General features: G+C 45.0%; 13 protein-coding genes. 10 read left to right on the top strand and 3 right to left on the bottom strand.

All coding sequences use genetic code 11. The annotated features are described in order from the left end of the window. Nucleotides 1–249: 249 nt before the first annotated feature. Both PN462_RS18480 and PN462_RS18485 read right to left on the bottom strand, forming a co-directional pair. The gene (locus PN462_RS18480; protein WP_272130302.1) at nucleotides 250–678 is read right to left on the bottom strand and encodes a VOC family protein; all 429 of its coding nucleotides are present in this window, start codon (nucleotides 676–678) and stop codon (nucleotides 250–252) included. A 4-nt stretch (nucleotides 679–682) separates the two neighbouring features. Then, complete coding sequence (locus tag PN462_RS18485; RefSeq protein ID WP_272130303.1) at nucleotides 683–2,737, bottom strand: acylase; 2,055 nt, start codon at nucleotides 2,735–2,737, stop codon at nucleotides 683–685. Between the two features lie 157 nt (nucleotides 2,738–2,894). Between PN462_RS18485 and PN462_RS18490 the strand changes: the two genes are divergently transcribed. From PN462_RS18490 to mutL, 10 genes are all read left to right on the top strand, one after another. Then, nucleotides 2,895–5,207 carry a TIGR03032 family protein gene (locus PN462_RS18490; protein ID WP_272130304.1) on the top strand — a complete coding sequence of 771 codons (2,313 nt, stop codon included), beginning with the start codon at nucleotides 2,895–2,897 and terminating at the stop codon, nucleotides 5,205–5,207. A gap of 439 nt (nucleotides 5,208–5,646) precedes the next feature. Continuing rightward, nucleotides 5,647–8,853, top strand: a complete 3,207-nt coding sequence (locus tag PN462_RS18495) for a cation:proton antiporter domain-containing protein (protein WP_272130305.1) — start codon at nucleotides 5,647–5,649, stop codon at nucleotides 8,851–8,853. 69 nt (nucleotides 8,854–8,922) lie between these two features. After that, nucleotides 8,923–9,477, top strand: a complete 555-nt coding sequence (locus PN462_RS18500; protein WP_272130306.1) for a phycobiliprotein lyase — start codon at nucleotides 8,923–8,925, stop codon at nucleotides 9,475–9,477. Between the two features lie 97 nt (nucleotides 9,478–9,574). Further along, entirely contained in the window at nucleotides 9,575–10,153 is a 579-nt protein-coding gene (locus PN462_RS18505; RefSeq protein WP_443029219.1) for a phycobiliprotein lyase, read from the top strand. A 233-nt stretch (nucleotides 10,154–10,386) separates the two neighbouring features. Beyond that, the gene (locus tag PN462_RS18510) at nucleotides 10,387–11,136 is read left to right on the top strand and encodes a phycobilisome rod-core linker polypeptide (RefSeq protein ID WP_272130314.1); all 750 of its coding nucleotides are present in this window, start codon (nucleotides 10,387–10,389) and stop codon (nucleotides 11,134–11,136) included. 233 nt (nucleotides 11,137–11,369) lie between these two features. After that, a complete protein-coding gene (locus PN462_RS18515) occupies nucleotides 11,370–12,632 on the top strand; it encodes a mannosyltransferase family protein (protein WP_272130308.1) in 1,263 nt (420 codons plus the stop codon). Between the two features lie 167 nt (nucleotides 12,633–12,799). Beyond that, entirely contained in the window at nucleotides 12,800–13,522 is a 723-nt protein-coding gene (locus tag PN462_RS18520) for a hypothetical protein (protein ID WP_272130309.1), read from the top strand. Nucleotides 13,523–14,205: 683 nt separating this feature from the next. Beyond that, on the top strand, nucleotides 14,206–14,523 hold the full coding sequence (gene trxA, locus PN462_RS18525; RefSeq protein WP_272130310.1) for a thioredoxin: 318 nt from the start codon (nucleotides 14,206–14,208) through the stop codon (nucleotides 14,521–14,523). 293 nt (nucleotides 14,524–14,816) lie between these two features. Continuing rightward, nucleotides 14,817–15,884, top strand: coding sequence for an LOG family protein (locus tag PN462_RS18530; protein ID WP_272130311.1), 1,068 nt, complete (start codon nucleotides 14,817–14,819; stop codon nucleotides 15,882–15,884). Nucleotides 15,885–15,899: 15 nt separating this feature from the next. Then, nucleotides 15,900–17,576, top strand: a complete 1,677-nt coding sequence (gene mutL, locus PN462_RS18535; RefSeq protein ID WP_443029220.1) for a DNA mismatch repair endonuclease MutL — start codon at nucleotides 15,900–15,902, stop codon at nucleotides 17,574–17,576. A 56-nt stretch (nucleotides 17,577–17,632) separates the two neighbouring features. On the opposite strand, the gene PN462_RS18540 is transcribed toward mutL, so the two are convergent. Then, on the bottom strand, nucleotides 17,633–17,859 hold a 227-nt coding region (locus PN462_RS18540; RefSeq protein ID WP_272130313.1), incomplete at its 5' end, for a Uma2 family endonuclease.

The following is a 17,859-nucleotide window of genomic DNA, read 5'->3' on the forward strand; positions in this document are numbered from 1 at the left end:
AATATAAAGGTAGCATTCAGCTTATCAACCCGTTTTAACGGGTTTTAGCTATTAGCCTTGGGTTTTAACCCAAGGCATATAAACCCAAGGCATATAATATAAAGGTAGCATTCAGCTTATCAACCCGTTTTAACGGGTTTCAGCTATTAGCCTTGGGTTTTAACCCAAGGCATATAAACTTGTGAACAACCAATCACCAATTACCAATTACCAATTACCAATTGCCAATTACCAATCACCAATCACCAATTACCTATCCCCAACCTCCGCCAACTTTCTCCCCCCAAAAATCGCCTCATAATGCCGATAAAACTTGAACTCCAGCAAATTATAAAACGGGTCTTCCAAGAAAAAAGTACGGTGTTCAGTGAGTTGCTTTGGGAAGCGCAGTTTCGGGGTTTGATAAAATTTTAATTGCTTATTTTCAGCCGTTTGCGCTAACCGTTCCCAGTCCGGTTCTTCAGGGAAAATTAAACCAAAATGACGGGGATAAATGCCGTTTTGCGGGGTTAAAGGCTCTTTGGTCATGTGCGCCACCACTTGATGACCGTAGAAATTTAAAATTATCGCTTGGGCTGACTCTCGACCCACTTCACACCCTAACCCCTCCACATAAAATTGTTTGGCTTTGGGGATGTCGTTGATGGGGATGGCTAAATGAAAGATGGGGGCAGTCATAGCTTTACTTCTCCTCCAAGACCATACGGTTCTCTAGGTGGGCTTCAATGTCCCTACGGGTAAGCCAAGGCTCTCGCATTTCTCCCTTCACATACAAGGATAACTGGTCGCCGACGTGAGGGGAATGGGGTTGGGTAGCATTACCGTAGGTTGTTAATACTTTAGCGCGAATGGGGTCGCTGAATTCAAGGGCGGCAATATAACTGTCTCCTGCGACACTCTGTAGCTGATAGTCTAGCTGATAGTCTAGCTGATCATCTAATTTGTCCTGCGAGACGGGCATATATTCGACGACTTGAAAGCTGCCTAATGTCCCTGATGCCCCTGTGCCGGGCTTCTGCTGATGGGCGTAGGTTAATTTGGCATACTCCGACCATGTTATATTTATTGTACCATAAGTCGATTTTAGCTGTAAAGCGGCTTTTTTCAGTTGAGCAAGGGCATTTTTCGGGTTAGCTAAACTGTGGGGGGTGGTGAGGGGTTGGTCGGCATTCCAAGGGGTGGCAAAGATAGTTTGATCAGCCATAAGTTGTGACCATAGAAAAAATAGCGGTGTACCTTTGCTAGTTGGAGTTGCTTTTCTATCCCAGTCTGCGAGGACGTTTGCCGCTTCTTGAAGAATAGTTTTGTCGCTTGCTTTGGCAGCATTAATGAGGTCATCTAAAAGATGATCAGCCATTTCTAAGTGAGAGGAGAATTTATCCTTAACCATCTGCTCAAAACTCATTCTTGCAGTATTTTTTAGCATTTTAATAGAACTTTGGGTACGAAAAGCCGTTGTTTCGGGGTTTAACCCTTGGGGAGCAAAATAGTTAGGAAAATCGGCAGATTTTAAGACAGGAGGGAAGGTACTTGTCCAAGGGGGATCATTGGTATTTTGTACCCATTTCGTGCTAGGATTCACCAGACGGGGTAAGTCTTCATAGGGATGGTATTCTGTCCAGAGAGTTGTTGAGGTATCTCCGGGGACAAGTTGAGACCAGTCTTGCCAGTTTCCCTCCTTTCGTATGGGAATAAGACCGTTGTAAATGTAAGCAATATTCCCCGTTTTATCCCCATAGATAATATTGAACATGGGAAGTTGTAAACGAGATAATGCAGCTTCAAATTCCTCTAGGTTTTGTGCCTGTGCCATTTGTAGGAATTGTTCGGGGAGATAGGGGTGGTCTAAACCCGTTACACGCAGGGCAACTGCGCTGTTTTCTTGCCGTTCAATTACAACCCCGTGGACTGACGTTTGTAGGGTTAATTCTTCGCTGCGATAACTGCCGTCTTCCTGTTTAACTTTTAGGGTTTCTACCGTTGTCTCAAAGGGACGGACTTCCCCATCAAAAAGATAGCCTCCCTCCTCCAAGGTTAACTGATAGCGAGTAGTGCCTAAAATGGGGTTAACCGTAGCGGTCCATCCCAACTGGTCATTAAAAGCAATGGCTAAGGTAGGCATCCCCACTAATGCTGCACCATAGGCATTAAAATTCGGGGTTTTCAGATGGGACTCATAGAATAAAAATAAATCCCCCCACCGGAGATGGGGGTTGGCTAAAAGTAAGGCATGATTACGGGTAGAATAATCGGGAGAAATTGCCCAAGCATTAGACCCCTGTTGCAGTTGTTGAGGATTAACTAAAAAATGGAATTGAATGACCCGTTGAACGTGGGCTAAAATGTCCACCCCTGTCACGGGTAAAACCGTTTTTAATTCTGTCTTGAGTTTGTCCCCATTTTCCCTCCCATAGCGATTAATTCCCTCGGCAAACCCATCTAAATATTGCTGCATTTCTGGAGACTGTGCTTGATACCAGTCTTTGGCCCGTTGGGGAATCCCCATTAAGCGGGTGTAACGGTCTGATTGTAGGTAGTCTTCCCCCCAATACTCTGCGGCCCGTCCCCTCCCTTGGCCATAAAGTTGTAAAATTAAATTACCGTGACTGTGCATCTGCGCGTAACCAAATGCGGGAAACAACTGCTCTAGACGAGTTGCATACACATGAGGCACTCCCCAGTCATCCCAAAGAATTTCGGTTTGGTTGGCCGTATTTTGCATTCTAAATCCTACCATGAGTGCAACTATCCCCAAGAGGAGAACAAACCATGATAAAAACTGTGATAAAATCTGTTTTCCACCCATGGACAATGAGTCATTGGCAATCAACAGTAAGATATTATAACAGCTAACTCTCAATTCTCCATTATCCACTATCTATTATCCATTAAAAATGACTCCCAAAAACCTCCCCTTACGCAGTGTCCATACTACTAATTTTCCTGATATTTTGAATCAGTTAGGAATTTCGTTAGTTGTCTCGACTTACCAAGCGGGAAAAGTGATTGCAGTCCGGGCTGATGGTGATACGTTAAATACGCATTTTCGGATGTTTAATAAACCGATGGGACTGACGGCAGACCAGGAGAAAATGTCCATCGGAACAGCCTATCAACTCTGGGAACTTCGCAATATTCCCGCAGTGGCGCAAAAAATTGAACCTGTGGGGAAACATGATGCTTGTTATTTACCGCGAAAAACTCATGTGACGGGGGATATTGATGTTCACGAAATGGCTTATATTAATGAGGAGTTATGGTTTGTTAATACGCGGTTTTCTTGTCTCTGTACTCTTGATGAACGGAATAGTTTTGTCCCCCGTTGGCGGCCTCCTTTTGTGACGGCCTATTCTCTCGAAGATCGGTGTCATCTGAATGGGTTGGCCGCGGTGAAAAATCAGCCGAAATATGTCACAGCATTGGGGGAAACGGATGATGGGGAAGGGTGGCGGAAAAATAAGGCGTTTGGGGGGATTTTGATGGATGTTCAGAGCAATGAAATTCTCTCACGGGGGTTATCAATGCCCCATTCTCCCCGTTGGTATGATAACCGTTTATGGGTGTTGGAGTCGGGGAAAGGGAGTTTAGCCACGGTGGATACTCAACGGGGGTTTGTGACTCCTGTAACGCAACTGCCGGGGTTTACGCGGGGGATTGATTTTTATGGCCGTTTAGCGTTTATTGGGTTGTCTCAAGTGCGGGAAAGTGCGGTGTTTAGTGGTATCCCCTTAACGGAGAGATTGAAGGAGCGGGTTTGTGGGGTTTGGGTGGTTAATATTGATAGTGGGGAAATTGTTGCTTTCTTGCGCTTTGAGGATGCGGTGCAAGAAATCTTTTCTGTGCAAGTGCTGCCGGGGGTTCGCTTCCCGGAAATTATTGATTGGGATGAAACGTTAATGGGGACTTCTTATGTGTTACCTGATGAAGCGTTGCGGGAGGTGGTGCAGCCCAAAGCGGTGGATACGAATAACCCAGATTATCAGTTTAACATGGCTTGCGATCGCTACCGACAAGGAAAGTACGAAGAAGCCATCCGCCACTACTTACACTGTCTCGAACTCAACCCCCATTATACCACGGCTCGCTACAATTTAGGCGTAATTTATCGGCAATTAGAACAATGGGAAAACGCAGAAGCACAATTCTTACAAGTCTTACAAGCAACCCCAGATAGTGCTGAAAGTTATAATAATTTAGGGATTATATATCAAAACCAACATCAACTGAAAAAATCATTAGGCTGTTATCAAAAAGCCATCCAACTCCAACCCAATAATCCCCAATTTCACTTTAACTTAGGCATGGCCTTATTAATGAACGGCAACTTAAAACAGGGGTGGCAGGAATGTGAATGGCGTTGGCAAACGGATGAATTCACCCCCCTCGAATGTCCTCACCCCCAATGGGATGGGAGTGATATTAGTGATAAAGTGATTTTAGTGCATACCGAACAAGGAGCAGGGGATGCCATACAATTTATTCGTTATATTCCCTTACTCGCACAAAAATGCGCGGGAATAATTTTAGTTTGTATTCCCGACTTAATCCCCCTATTTAAAAACATTATTGGCATTGACAAAATCTTACCCCCTGGACAAATTCCCTTATCAGAATTTCAAGTCTATGCCCCTCTCATGAGTCTCCCCTATTGTTTAGGAACAACCCTAGAAACCATCCCCACAGATATCCCTTATTTAAGTGTCGAAGGAAAAGCCAGTATTCCCCAACCCAGTAACCCGAATATCCTGAAAGTGGGGATAGTCTGGGGAGGAAGTCCCACCCATAAAAACGACAGTAACCGATCTTGTCGATTAAGCGACTTCTACCCTATTTTACGCCTTCCCAACATTAAATTCTACAGTTTGCAAAAAGGAGATAGAACTGCAGAATTTGCCAGACTCCCCGAAGACATCGAAATTGAAGATTTAAGTCCTCAACTCACCGACTATGCTGCAACTGCACGCATTATTAAAGAACTTGATCTAATTATTACTGTTGATACTTCAGTCGCCCATTTAGCGGGAGCATTTGGTAAACTGGTGTGGACGCTACTCTGTTATACCCCGGATTGGCGTTGGATGCTAGACCGTAATGATACTCCCTGGTATCCTACTATGCGGTTATTCCGTCAAAGTCAACCCTATCAATGGTTGGATGTTTTTGAACGGGTGAAAGATGGGTTAAAGGGGATAGTTGATAATGGATAATTAATCATGGATAATAAATAATTAATCATGGATAATAAATAATTAATCATGGATAATTAATCATGGATAATAAATAATTAATCATGGATAATTAATCATGGATAATAAATAATTAATCATGGATAATTAGCAAACCTTGGGTTGAAACCCAAGGCTAAAAGCTAAAACCCGTTGAAACGGGTTAGAGAGGTTTTGTAGGGGAGTTAGTTTTACTTGTTTTCACTCATCCAAGCTAATTTATCTAGCTTCAACGCAAGGAAAGATGCAGTATCCTGACCATAGCACTCATTTCCTTAACTTCTAGCAAGAATAAATGATTTGTCATCAATAAAAAAGTAAAAAAAGAGTCTAAAACCCCTATCCTTCCTATTCCCTATTCCCTATTCCCTATTTGAACCCAAATTTTTTGACACACCCTATTGAGGACTGCTATACAGTTATGCTAAACATTGCTGAGTACCAAGTGGGGGGAACATTACCCGTTAATGCAACCACCTACGTTGTCCGAGATGCAGATAGTCAACTCTTTGAGAAACTCATTGCAGGGGAATTTTGTTTTATCCTCAACTCCCGTCAGATGGGAAAGTCTAGTCTGCGAGTTCGGACGATGCAACGGTTACAAAAAGAAGGGATATCTTGTGCAGATATTGACTTAACGTTAATTGGAAGTCAGGGAGTCACCCAAGAGGAATGGTATGGGGGAATACTCAGTTGTTTGGTGAGTGGGTTTGCGTTGGATATTGAGGACGGGGAATGGTGGACGCAACACCAACACCTCCCCCCAGTTCAACGGTTGGGGTTATTTTTAGAAACCGTCTTGTTACCGACTGTAACCGGACAAATTGTAATCTTTATTGATGAAATTGATAATGTTTTAGGACTGGAATTTAAAGACGATTTTTTTGCTTTTATTCGTGCTTGCTATAATAAGCGGGGAGATGTCACCGAATATAATCGTCTCACCTTTTGTTTATTGGGGGTTGCCAAACCTTCGGATTTAATTGCAGATTCTTTCCGAACTCCGTTTAATATTGGCTATGGAATCGAATTACAGGGGTTTCAACTTTCCGATGCAAAACCTCTCGAACAAGGGTTACAGGGAGTTGCTCCCTTTCCGACTGCTGCATTAGAAACGATACTCCATTGGACGGGAGGACACCCCTTTTTAACCCAGAAAATTTGTCAACTTTTACAACTCCATTTCCCTTCTCTCCCCCAACCGTCCACCCCAGACCAACAGGGAGAAAAAATTGCTCATCTCATCCAAACCCATATTATCAATAATTGGGAAACTCAAGATGAACAAGAACATTTTAATACAATTCGTCGCCGCTTATTACATAATGTTCAACGGAGTAGTATTTTAATCTCTCTCTATCAGCAGATTTTAAGGGAAGGGGAGATTAATAATGATAATAGTTCAGAGAAAATTGATCTGCGGTTATCGGGGTTGGTGGTGGATCGAGAGGGACGGTTAACGGTGTATAATCCCATTTATGGGGCAATTTTTAATGATGCTTGGACGCAACAAACTCTCATTGAATTATGTCCCTATGCTGAGGAGTTGGAGGAGTGGTTTGCGTCGGACTGTCGGGACACGGGGTTATTATTGCGAGGAGAACGGTTACAAAACGCGCTACACTGGGCCGGGAATCGGAGTTTATCAGACCGAGATTACCAGTTTCTTACGGCCAGTCAGGTTTTAGAACGTCAACAAGTCCAGACGGAGTTAGACGCATCTCGTCGGGAGTCGGTGTCTATTGCCCAAAGTTTAGTGGGGACGATTTATAATCCGTTAGGGGTGCTAAAAGCGATTTTAGCTTGGACGCAAGGACAACCTGTGTTAACGCAAAAGTTGTGTCAGTTGGTGCTGAGTTATTCCCAAGACATTACCCAGGGGGAGGAAACGGAAGATATTGATGAGTTGGTGAAAACTCGTTTAATTTCCGACTGGGAAAATGAGCAAAATGAGATCACGCAACCGTTACGAGACTTACGAGATTCTCTGTTAGCTTCTCTCCCTCGACTTCAAGCCTATAATATTATTTTACAACAAGAAACGCCTCCTGAACAGGAGTTACAGGGGTTAATTCAGTTAGGATTAATTAATCAAAACCAAGAAGTCTCTAACCCGCTTTATCAAGCAGTCTTTAACCTAGACTGGGTAGAGGAGAAATTAGAGCAACTCAACCAACAACAGGAACGGGAAAAACGACAAAAAGCTCTGAAAACGGCAACTTGGGGATTAATTTCAGCTATCTTTCTCGCATTAGGAGCAACGCTAATTTTAACGTGGTCATCCCTCACTGATATTCCCTCACCTCACCCTAACTTAGTGACCACTCCTGAACCTAAAAATCCGTTAATTTTAGCGGGAATTTTACTGAGTCTGATTTTAATTTATCTCACCAGTAAAATTGGGGGAGAATTCTCGAAATGGTTGGGCTTTCCCCCGGTGTTAGGGGAGTTAGTGGGAGGGGTGGTTATTGGGGTGACGGGACTCCATTTGTTAGTTTTCCCAGAGAATGGGGTAAATAGTGCCTTTTCGCGCATTATTAGCTTTCTGGCAGCAACAACGGGAGTTAACCCCCAAACCGCAGAGTCCATCTTTCAAGGGCAAAGCCAAGTTATTTCTATTTTAGCTGATTTTGGGGTGATTATTCTCTTATTTGAAATTGGGCTACAATCGAATCTAAAAGACTTGTTGCAGGTGGGGTTTAAGTCTCTTACAGTGGCGGTTACAGGGGTTATTTTGCCCTTTGCAATGGGGACATTGGGGTTAATCTATTTTTTTCAATTAGACTTTATTCCTGCGTTATTTGCGGGGGCTGCATTAACGGCCACCAGTATTGGGATTACTTCTAGGGTATTATCGGAAATACAAACTCCGCAATCGCCTAATAATCAACTTAATTCTGCTACAGGAAAAGTTATTTTAGGGGCGGCTGTAATTGATGATATTTTGGCTATTATTACTTTAGCTGTTGTTAGTAGTTTGGCCAAGACAGGGGCGGTGGAAGTTGAGCAGTTATTTTATTTGTTTTTAACGGCAGGGGGATTTTTATTAGGGGCAATTGTTTTAGGTCGCTTTTTTAATACTTTGGTTATTGCTTTAGCTGACCAATTAAGCACCCGTGGCCAGCTAGTTATTCCTACTCTAACTTTTGCATTAATTCTCGCCTATATCGCTAATTTATGCGGCTTAGAACCGATTTTAGGGGCGTTTACTGCGGGATTGGTTTTTAATGAAACCCGTCAGGGGGAAACGTTAAAACAACAAATTGCGCCGATCGCGGATTTATTAATCCCGGTTTTCTTTGTTACTATTGGGGCGAAAACGAATTTATTAGTCTTATTTCCCCAACTCCCGAACGACCAACAAAAACTCTTAATGGCTGGGTTTTTGATTATTGTTGCGATCGCAGGTAAAATAGCCGCAGGACTCACCCTCTGGCGAGATAAAGCCATTAACCCCTTAGCGGTGGGAATTGGCATGATGCCGCGAGGAGAAGTGGGGTTAGTCTTTGTGGGAGTAGGTTCTGCGGCCAATGTCTTACCGGAATCCCTCGAAACGGCTATTATTTTAATGGTCATCCTGACCACCTTCTTGATGCCCTTTTGGTTAAGATTAATTTGGAAAGAATAATTTGAGTTGATAGGGGATAGGGGATAGTTGATAATAGATGGTTAGTGTTTTATAACCTCCAGAATCTTTATGAATACTGCATCATTGCACAAGTTCTTTGATCATTGTGTGGGGAACTGGTCAACAGAACGCACCTATCACTATTTAACCAGTCAAGAAGTCGAGCGATCGCACACCGACTTTCAAATCAAAAAACTCGACCTCACCCGAAAACTAAAAGTCCTCAACGATAACCAATATCCCATCCCCCCCGACACCGACACCCTCCCGGGTTTTGCCTTGGGGTTTCAAACGGTATCCGAACATGGGGAAAAAGTGTCCCAAGACCTGAATATCCTCTTTGTCCCCCAAACCCAAGACGGAAACATCCTAGAAGGGGACTACCTGCGAGACAGGGCCTACGAAGAATCTCGACCCATCATTTCTCATTTCCAGTTTGACCTGAAAGACCGAGAACTCCTAATGACCACCCATTACACCCGTGTCATCTCCGTGGACTCCATCACCCTCATCAACCCCAAATTACGCATCCGTCGCATCTATAACTACCAACGGCCCCCCGAAGGCCAACCCCTCGAAGAAATGCGTCTCGTGGGGTTTGGAGTGGAACAGAAGACAGAATAATGTTGTTGGTTATTGGTTGTTGGTTACTGCGTACTGATTACTGATTACTGCAAAAATGTCTGATACATTAACAACAGAGTCACCGAAAAGCAACATCATGGACGGAATGGAATTTTTCCGCAGAAGTGCGGGCCATTGGAGATCACAACGAACCACCCACCACCTCCCCTTCCGACGGGCCGAAGCAGGAGGATCAGAAATTAAAGTCGAATCCCTCGAAGCAGAAGACCCCAGAATCGTCGAAATTTGCCAAATGCACGAATTCGACCCCAATTTAACCGTTGGAGGGGCCCTAGTCAGTTGGGATGGGTCCATGGCCTGGGATAAAGAAGGAGAACAACACCAAGGAAAAAGCGTTTTTGCCTTAGTCCCCGACCCAGAGAACCCCAAAAAAGGAAAACTCCTCCGGGAACGAGGATACGCAGAAATTGTCCCCGTGGCCGGAGAATACGAAGTCGATGATGAAGGGGCCCTCAACCTCGTCACCGAATACGAAACCATGAGTGTCATTGAACGGTTTTGGTTTCCCAACCCAGACTTACGCTTGCGAACCAGTACCGTGAAACGCTTTGGAGGGTTCAACACGGCCACCTTCTGCGCGGAAATTCGCATTCAAGAGGAAGAGAACACCCCCACCTCTGCCCCCCAACCCATCGACGCTATCACCGGATGGTAAACTGAGAACCAACTTAACCCTGAGACTTGCCCCAGAAAATTTTACGAAATATTAAAAAATATATCTTTTTTGTAAAAAAGGTTGACAAAAAGGGGCGAAATCTTTTCATTTTTGCTTTACAAATTGCAGTAATTTGTAAGAATTAATAAGATTTCTGAGAAATAATTCCCACGCTCCCTTATTATTGGGGTTAAACTTTGTAAAAATTTGTAAGAGAACGGAGGTTGACAAACGTGGCAATTCCTTTACTGGAATACAGTCCCTCAAGCCAAAATCAGCGTGTAGCAGGCTATGAAGTCCCTGGCGATGAGAATCCCCCCATTTTCTCCCTAAGAAATCGGAATTCTCCCGAAGACATCCAATTGGCCATTGAAGCGGCCTATCGCCAAATTTTCTTCCACGCCTTCAAAAGCGATCGCGAGCCTATCCTAGAATCCCAATTACGTTACGGACAGATTTCCGTCCGTCAATTCATTCGCGGACTGTTACTCTCTGACACCTTCAAGCGCAGTTTCTATAACCTCAACAACAACTATCGTTTCGTTGAGCAATGCGTGCAACGGGTGTTAGGCCGTGACGTTTACAGCGAACGGGAAAAAATCGCTTGGTCCATCGTGGTGGCCACCAAAGGATTAGAAGGGTTCGTTGATGACCTTCTCAACAGTGAAGAATACATGGAGAACTTTGGCGAAGACATCGTTCCCTACCAACGTCGGCGGATTTTACCCCAACGTCCGGAAGGAGAGCGTCCTTTTAATATCACGTCTCCTCGCTATGACGAATACTATCGTGGCATTTTTGGCTTCCCGCAAATTGTTTGGCAAAATGCGGTTCGTCGCTTTACTCCCCAAGAGCAAACTCCCAAAGAAGGAGATCCTCGCAATTTCTTAAACGCTGCGCGGAATCTGTCCAACAAAGGGAATGCTCCGTCTCGCGTTTCTGCGATGAATTTAAACTATATGGACTTAGTACCCCGTCGTTAAGCTCTTAGCTCTTAACGGACTTGGTATTGAGTTAACTTGGGCAGTTGCTTTTCCTCTGGATTAAAGAGTTTTAAACTTTTTCTCTAGTGGAGGAGTAGCTGCCTTAATCTTGATGGGGTTTGTCGGAATATTTCAGATAAACTCAAGGCATATTAAGCTGGCTTAATTTTGCTCTCTTGTCGAAGCTCAACCAGTACGGTATTTTTGATGAGTCTCTGTGATTCATACCCCCCTTGAACTCTAATAAATTTCCCCACCTCTTAAATCATGATCTCTCGTTTGTCCTCCTGATGGGATTACTCAGTCGGGGGATTATTCTTTTGGCTATGTGGGGAATTGCTCCCTTTCTCCCGGTCCCAGAGGGGAGTATTCCCCCCGAAATTGGCTTTCAGTCCTTTGCTTGGTGGGATGGGGAATGGTATCTCGAAATTGCCACCCAGGGATATAGTTATGCAGAAGATGGACAACAGTATTCAGTGGCGTTTTTCCCCCTGTTTCCCTTACTCATTCGCTTGTTAATGAGCGTGGGGGTATCTCCTCCCCTGGCAGGGACTTTCATCAATAATTTGGCGTTTTTTGGGGCGTTGTGGCTCTTGTTTGTCTGGGTGAGGCCCCGTTATGGGGGGAGGGTGGCCCGGTGGACGGTGGTGGCGTTGGCCTGGTGTCCTTATTCTTTGTATGGAAGTATGGTTTATACGGAGGGGTTGTTTTTACTCCTCACCACTGCCACCTTATGGACATTTGAACGGGGGAATTATACCCAAGGGAGTCTTTGGGGGTTTTTAGCAACTTTAACCCGGCCTCCGGGGGTGGCGATGATTCCGGGGTTTTTCTGGACGGCCTGGGGAAAACGGTTATCTTGGGGGGCCTATGGGGTGTGTGGCGCGATCGCGCTTGCCCTTCTCCTATTTATGGCCTACTGTGGATGGCAGTTTGGCGAGCCTCTGGCGTTTGTGAAAATCCAAGAAACTTGGGGGCGATCGCGCAGTTTTGATCTAGCCGACTGGTGGCGTATTTTAATGTATGTGGTCATTGGTGTCCCTAACTACGATGCAGGATACATCAAAGACTGGACTCACCCCCTTATCGTCCTACTAATTTTTATTCTAGGGGGACTCTTGTGGACAGTGCGCCACCAATTTACAGCCCTTTCGAGTTATGGGGGACTCCTCTTGGTGGTGGTGTTATGGTTATTAGGCGGCGATCCCTTTCTCACCCTCTGCATGGTCTGGGGTGGGTTATACTTACTCTGGCGAACCCGTCATCAACTCAGCCGTCCGGTCTTGCTGTATGGTGTATTTAGTTTCGCGCTCATTCTCACCTCAGGGCGGAGTGACTCCTCGGAACGGTTAGTTTATAGTATTGTACCCCTTGCGATCGCAACCGGCCTTACTCTCCATCAACACCCCCGTTGGGGTTATGGGTTCATTGGCCTCGGTGCTATCATTCTAGCCACCTTAGCCATCCGTTTCGCTCAACAGTTATGGGTTGCGTAGGGTTTATTGGGAGATGGGGTTTATTGGGAGATGGGGTTTATTGGGAGATGGGGAGTAACAACTGATTACTGATTACTGATTACTGATTACTGATTACTGTTTAAGGAACATCTCGAACCCATAACGATTCTTATCCGTTAATCCCTCGATCGCAGTTTTACAACTTTATGAAAACGAAAATAGGTATCGCGTTAACTGTTGCATTGGCCATCCTACTCGGCCAAAGTGTCGGTCAGGCCAAGAGTACAACTCAACAGGCAGAAGGTGGGATTCATCAACTCTCGACCCAGTTTGATCAGTTACTCGCTCAAGACTCAACCTCCCCAGAAGACTCCGACAGGGAAGCAACTACCGCAACCCTCACCTTAGAAGACTTACCCGACGGGTTTCAGGAATTACCTCCCATGCTGGAAACCCAAGTCAAAGAACAATTTGCGGCCATTAGCTCTCAGTTTCGTCATGGGGGGTTAGAACCCGAAGAACTCTTTATTTTTTATAACCCTCGTTCCCTACAAATTGTCGGTGGGTTTACTGGGGAAATTTTGGACACAGCACAATTTGATGGGAGTATTGAAACCCTGAGTCAACCGGCTGTCCAAGAAATACTCTTTGCGCAAATTCAGGAACAACTCAAAGATGTGGATATGGTGGAAGTCACCGGATATCGCTCCCTTCCTGAAATGGAAGATTTCGCCGATCAATCCTTTGGCATTCAACTGGATGCTAAATTTGATACCGGGTTTTTCACTCTCCCTCTCAAAACCGATGTGGCCAGCTTCCGTCGGCAAGACACTGGCGCGTTTACCATGGTGATGTACCGGGAGTCGAGTAACCCAGAATTGTCCTTGCGATCGCTCTCAGATCGGCTCAATGGAAAAATCGTTCAGTAAATTTAAAGTCTCAAAAGGTATTTTTCTCCAAAAATCAATGCTTGTTAACAATTTTTTCTCCAACTTTCTCTATGAAGGTTCTGCAAAACCGTAGCAGTCGCTTACAATAGAAGTAGCGGAGACGAATGTTTCCGTTCACTCCTCACACCACTTTTCCGCCCGCAGAGTCGGGCGGTTTTCTTTTGCCCGTTTTTCTATCTCGCGTAATGCCTAGCTGATGGGGGATAGGGGGTTTCCCCAGTTCACCTAGCTGGTTCGTCTTCTGAGTCTGAGAGTCACTCATCGGAGGATCAATCCCTCTAAGACCCAAAAATCGGAAACACAGGTTCACCCTAGGCATTAAATTCCACAGAGAACACCACCGAGAACACCAATAAATCCAAAAACATTCTTTAGAGGGTTTGGCGAAGATTTCGCTGTTTGAGTCTCTGCAAAACACGGAAAATAGAGAATAGAGCGCGAGACGGGACTACGATGGCAATTCTGGATTGTCTCGTAGAATTCTCGCGCCTTTCGCTAAGGATACATCATAGGGTACATTGGCTCAGGACAAAAGTATGAATTTTGTCAGAGCAAGAAATTAAAATCCTTTTTTGATTTCTTGCGCTCGGTTTAGGTCGCTTTTTGGCTATGATAGAATGACCTGAAGATAATGCAAAGACATAAGGCTAAGGATATCGGTTATGGCTGAAGCAGTAACAGATAGTGATTTTAAAGAGATTGTATTAGAGAGTGAAGTCCCCGTTCTCGTTGATTTCTGGGCCCCATGGTGCGGACCTTGCCGTATGGTGGCCCCAGTCGTTGAGGAGATAGGACAGCAATACGAAGGACAAGTGAAAGTCGTCAAGCTCAACACTGACGAAAATCCGAATATTGCCAGTCAATACGGGATTCGTAGTATCCCCACACTGATGATTTTTAAAGGAGGACAGCGTGTGGATATGGTAGTTGGGGCTGTTCCCAAAACCACCCTCTCGAATACCTTAGAGAAATATCTCTAGAGCCATATCTCTATCTCTAATGGTGCAGATCACGCTGAAAATGGCGATATCTCCCCCCGTGAAAGAGCGATGCGACTTTTTGCGTCGAGGCCAACCTTACAGTTTAACTGACTGGCTGAAGAAGCCCTTAAAATCCGATTGGGGGTTAATGTCAAAAAAAGTCGAGTAAATCGCCTACTAGAGGTTAACCCCAAAAACGCCCAATGCTTTCTCAGCTAGGGCGTTTTTGCTCTGAAACGGTTCAAGGTTCGTTAAAATAGTAAATTGCCAAATTGCCACAACAGATAAAATACATGGCTGAGTCTCCTCCAACCCTCCAACTGGCTGCACTTACTCACGACGTAAAAACCCTGCTCGACAATTTGCCCGATCTCGAACATAATCGCTATATTCAACGGGCATTAGGGGTTCTGGTTCGCTTAACCCAAGAAGAAGTGGACCGCTTAGACTGGAAAATTTTGTCCGCCGCATTAGAAGATTTAGAACGGGGGTTTCAAGGGTTTTATCCCACCCGTCATGTCCGAAAAGTGAGCATTTTTGGCTCTGCCCGTACACCTGCCCATAAGCCCGTTTATCGGATGGCGGTAGAATTTGCCCGACGGATGACCCAAATGGGCTTTATGGTCATTACAGGGGCAGGAGATGGCATTATGGCGGCAGGGAATGAGGGGGCAGGCCGAGAAAATTCGTTTGGCCTCAATATTCGTTTGCCTTTTGAACAAGGGGCCAACCCTCATATTGCCGATGATCCGAAATTGTTAAGTTTTAAGTATTTTTTCACTCGGAAATTATTTTTCCTGAAAGAGAGTGACGCGATCGCGCTTTTCCCTGGAGGATTTGGCACACTCGACGAAGCCTTTGAAAGCCTCACCCTCCTCCAAACCGGAAAATACGGCCCGGCCCCCGTGGTATTTATCGGTGATCCCGGTAGCGACTACTGGAATTCCCTCGATTACCACATCCGGGAACATCTCCTACGAGAGGGGTTAATTAGTCCCGATGATCCCAGTATTTACACCGTCACCGATGATTTAGACGTGGCCTGTGGGGTAATTAGTCGCTTTTATCGGGTTTACCATTCCAGTCGCTACGTCAACCAAAAATTTGTCATGCGTCTCAATTGCGAATTAGCCGACGAGGCCGTTGAATTTCTCAATCGAGAATTTAGCGATCTCTTAGTCCAAGGCAAAATCGAGAAAACCGAGACGCTTCCCGAAGAAAAAGGCGACGAAACCGAACACCTCCCCCGTCTCATTTTTGAATTTAATCAAAAAGATGCCGCCCGTCTCTGTCAAATGATTAATAAAATCAACCAACTGGGCGCATTTTTACCCGAAAGCGACCATCCAGAACGAAAATAACTTTGGTAATTAATAATAGTGCCACCTATCCAACCCTTACCCCCAGAAGTAATTAATATTATTGCGGCTGGAGAAGTGATTGACTCTTTGGCCGCAGTGGTGCGGGAATTGGCGGAGAATGCGCTGGATGCGGGGGCCACTCGGTTGCGCATTTCTCTGTTTCCGGAATTGTGGCGGGTACAAGTGGCCGATAATGGTCAAGGAATGGACTTGACAAATTTACGCCATTGTGCATTGCCCCATAGCACCAGTAAAATTCAGCAAGCGGCGGATTTGTGGAAAATTACCAGTTTGGGGTTTCGGGGGGAAGCCTTACACAGTATTGCACAATTGGCGGAATTGTCCATTTTAAGCCGATCGCGCTTAGAAGATGTGGGCTGGTGTTTGGATTATAATACCCAAGGGGAGGCAATCGGGGAAGATGTGGCCGCTATTGCGGTGGGAACGATTGTTACGGTGTCTAATCTCTTTGGTAATGTTCCCGTGCGTCGCAAGGGTTTACCCTCCCCTCAGCAGCAATTAAAGGACATTCAGAGCATTATTTACCATCTGGCCCTCTGTCACCCTGCCATTGATTGGCAAGTGTATCAAAATGAGCGTCTCTGGTTGCGGATTTATGCCGGAAAAAGTTCCCAAGATATATTAGCCCAGTTGTTGCGGCGAGTCCAAGCCAGTGATTTACAATCGGTGCGTTTACCTGTGGCCACCCCCAATACCGAAGAGACGGCTAATCTAGATTTAGTGATTGGATTACCCGATCGCGCTTCTCGACAACGGGCCGATTGGGTTAAAGTAGCGGTAAATGGGCGGTTTGTGCGCTCTCACCCCCTCGAACAAGCTCTGATTGCGGGATTTGCGCGAACCTTACCGCGCGATCGCGCTCCTATCAGCTTCCTCCACCTCACCCTTCCCCCCAACCAAATCGACTGGAATCGCCACCCGGCCAAAACAGAAATCTACCTTCATAATCTCGAATTTTGGCAAGAACAAACTCAAATTGCTCTAGATCGCGCTTTAAAAATTAGTCCCGCAGAAGTCGGGGAAACGACCAACAATCAACGCATTGGCAAACTCTTAAAAACCGCAGAAACCCAAGGAAGTTACACCTTAAACCGTCAAGTTACGCCCCAAGAAAAGCCCACCATTGGTATTATGGAACTGCGGGCAGTTGCGCAAGTGAATAAAACCTATATTGTCACCGAACACAGCAACGGAATTTGGCTGATTGAGCAACATATTGCCCATGAAAGAGTCCTCTTTGAACAACTCCAAGACGCATGGCAATTTGTCCCTCTCGACACTCCGTTAGTTTTACATAAACTGCAATCCAAACAAGTGGAACAGTTACAGAAAATTGGTGCAGAAATTGAAGATTTTGGTGAGCAAATGTGGGCTGTGCGTACTGTCCCAGAAATGTTGGCCAAGCGAGATGATTATGAGGAGGCTATCCTAGAGTTAAGTTGGGGAGGAGACTTAGAAACTGCACAAGTTGCTACTGCTTGCCGTAGTGCTATCCGCAATGGCCAACCATTAAGTTTACCGGAGATGCAAACATTAGTGAATGATTGGCAAAATACCCGTAATCCCCGCACTTGTCCCCATGGCCGTCCCATTTTTCTCCCCCTTGAAGAAAGTTCTCTCTCTCGTTTTTTCCGTCGTCATTGGGTAATTGGAAAAAGTCATGGGATTTAACAATTAGCAATTAGCAATTATAAATTATAAATTAACAATTATAAATAAATTATAAATTAATTATGAGAAGTTAAAATTTGGGTAGCGGTTAAGGTTAAATTGGGGAAAATTCTAGAAATTACTCGCTCCTCTCCTTGATAGATTTCGGTATTATAAAATCCGGATTCTAATATCCCAATTGTTACTTGTTCTTGTTGGGGATCAACTATCCAATATTCACCGATTTCTAATACTGCATATTCGGAACGTTTGCTGCGATAATCGGTGTCTTGGGTGGATTCGC

The organism is Spirulina sp. CS-785/01, assembly GCF_028330525.1.
Taxonomy (GTDB): domain Bacteria; phylum Cyanobacteriota; class Cyanobacteriia; order Cyanobacteriales; family Spirulinaceae; genus JAQMSD01.

Excerpts from the sequence above, each read along its gene's own strand:
- PN462_RS18505 (WP_443029219.1), top strand. The coding sequence starts at position 9,575 with ATGGACGGAATGGAATTTTTCCGCAGAAGTGCGGGCCATTGGAGATCA.
- PN462_RS18495 (WP_272130305.1), top strand. The coding sequence starts at position 5,647 with ATGCTAAACATTGCTGAGTACCAAGTGGGGGGAACATTACCCGTTAAT.
- PN462_RS18485 (WP_272130303.1), bottom strand. The coding sequence starts at position 2,737 with ATGGTAGGATTTAGAATGCAAAATACGGCCAACCAAACCGAAATTCTT.
- PN462_RS18500 (WP_272130306.1), top strand. The coding sequence starts at position 8,923 with ATGAATACTGCATCATTGCACAAGTTCTTTGATCATTGTGTGGGGAAC.
- PN462_RS18490 (WP_272130304.1), top strand. The coding sequence starts at position 2,895 with ATGACTCCCAAAAACCTCCCCTTACGCAGTGTCCATACTACTAATTTT.
- trxA (WP_272130310.1), top strand. The coding sequence starts at position 14,206 with ATGGCTGAAGCAGTAACAGATAGTGATTTTAAAGAGATTGTATTAGAG.
- PN462_RS18520 (WP_272130309.1), top strand. The coding sequence starts at position 12,800 with ATGAAAACGAAAATAGGTATCGCGTTAACTGTTGCATTGGCCATCCTA.
- PN462_RS18480 (WP_272130302.1), bottom strand. The coding sequence starts at position 678 with ATGACTGCCCCCATCTTTCATTTAGCCATCCCCATCAACGACATCCCC.
- PN462_RS18530 (WP_272130311.1), top strand. The coding sequence starts at position 14,817 with ATGGCTGAGTCTCCTCCAACCCTCCAACTGGCTGCACTTACTCACGAC.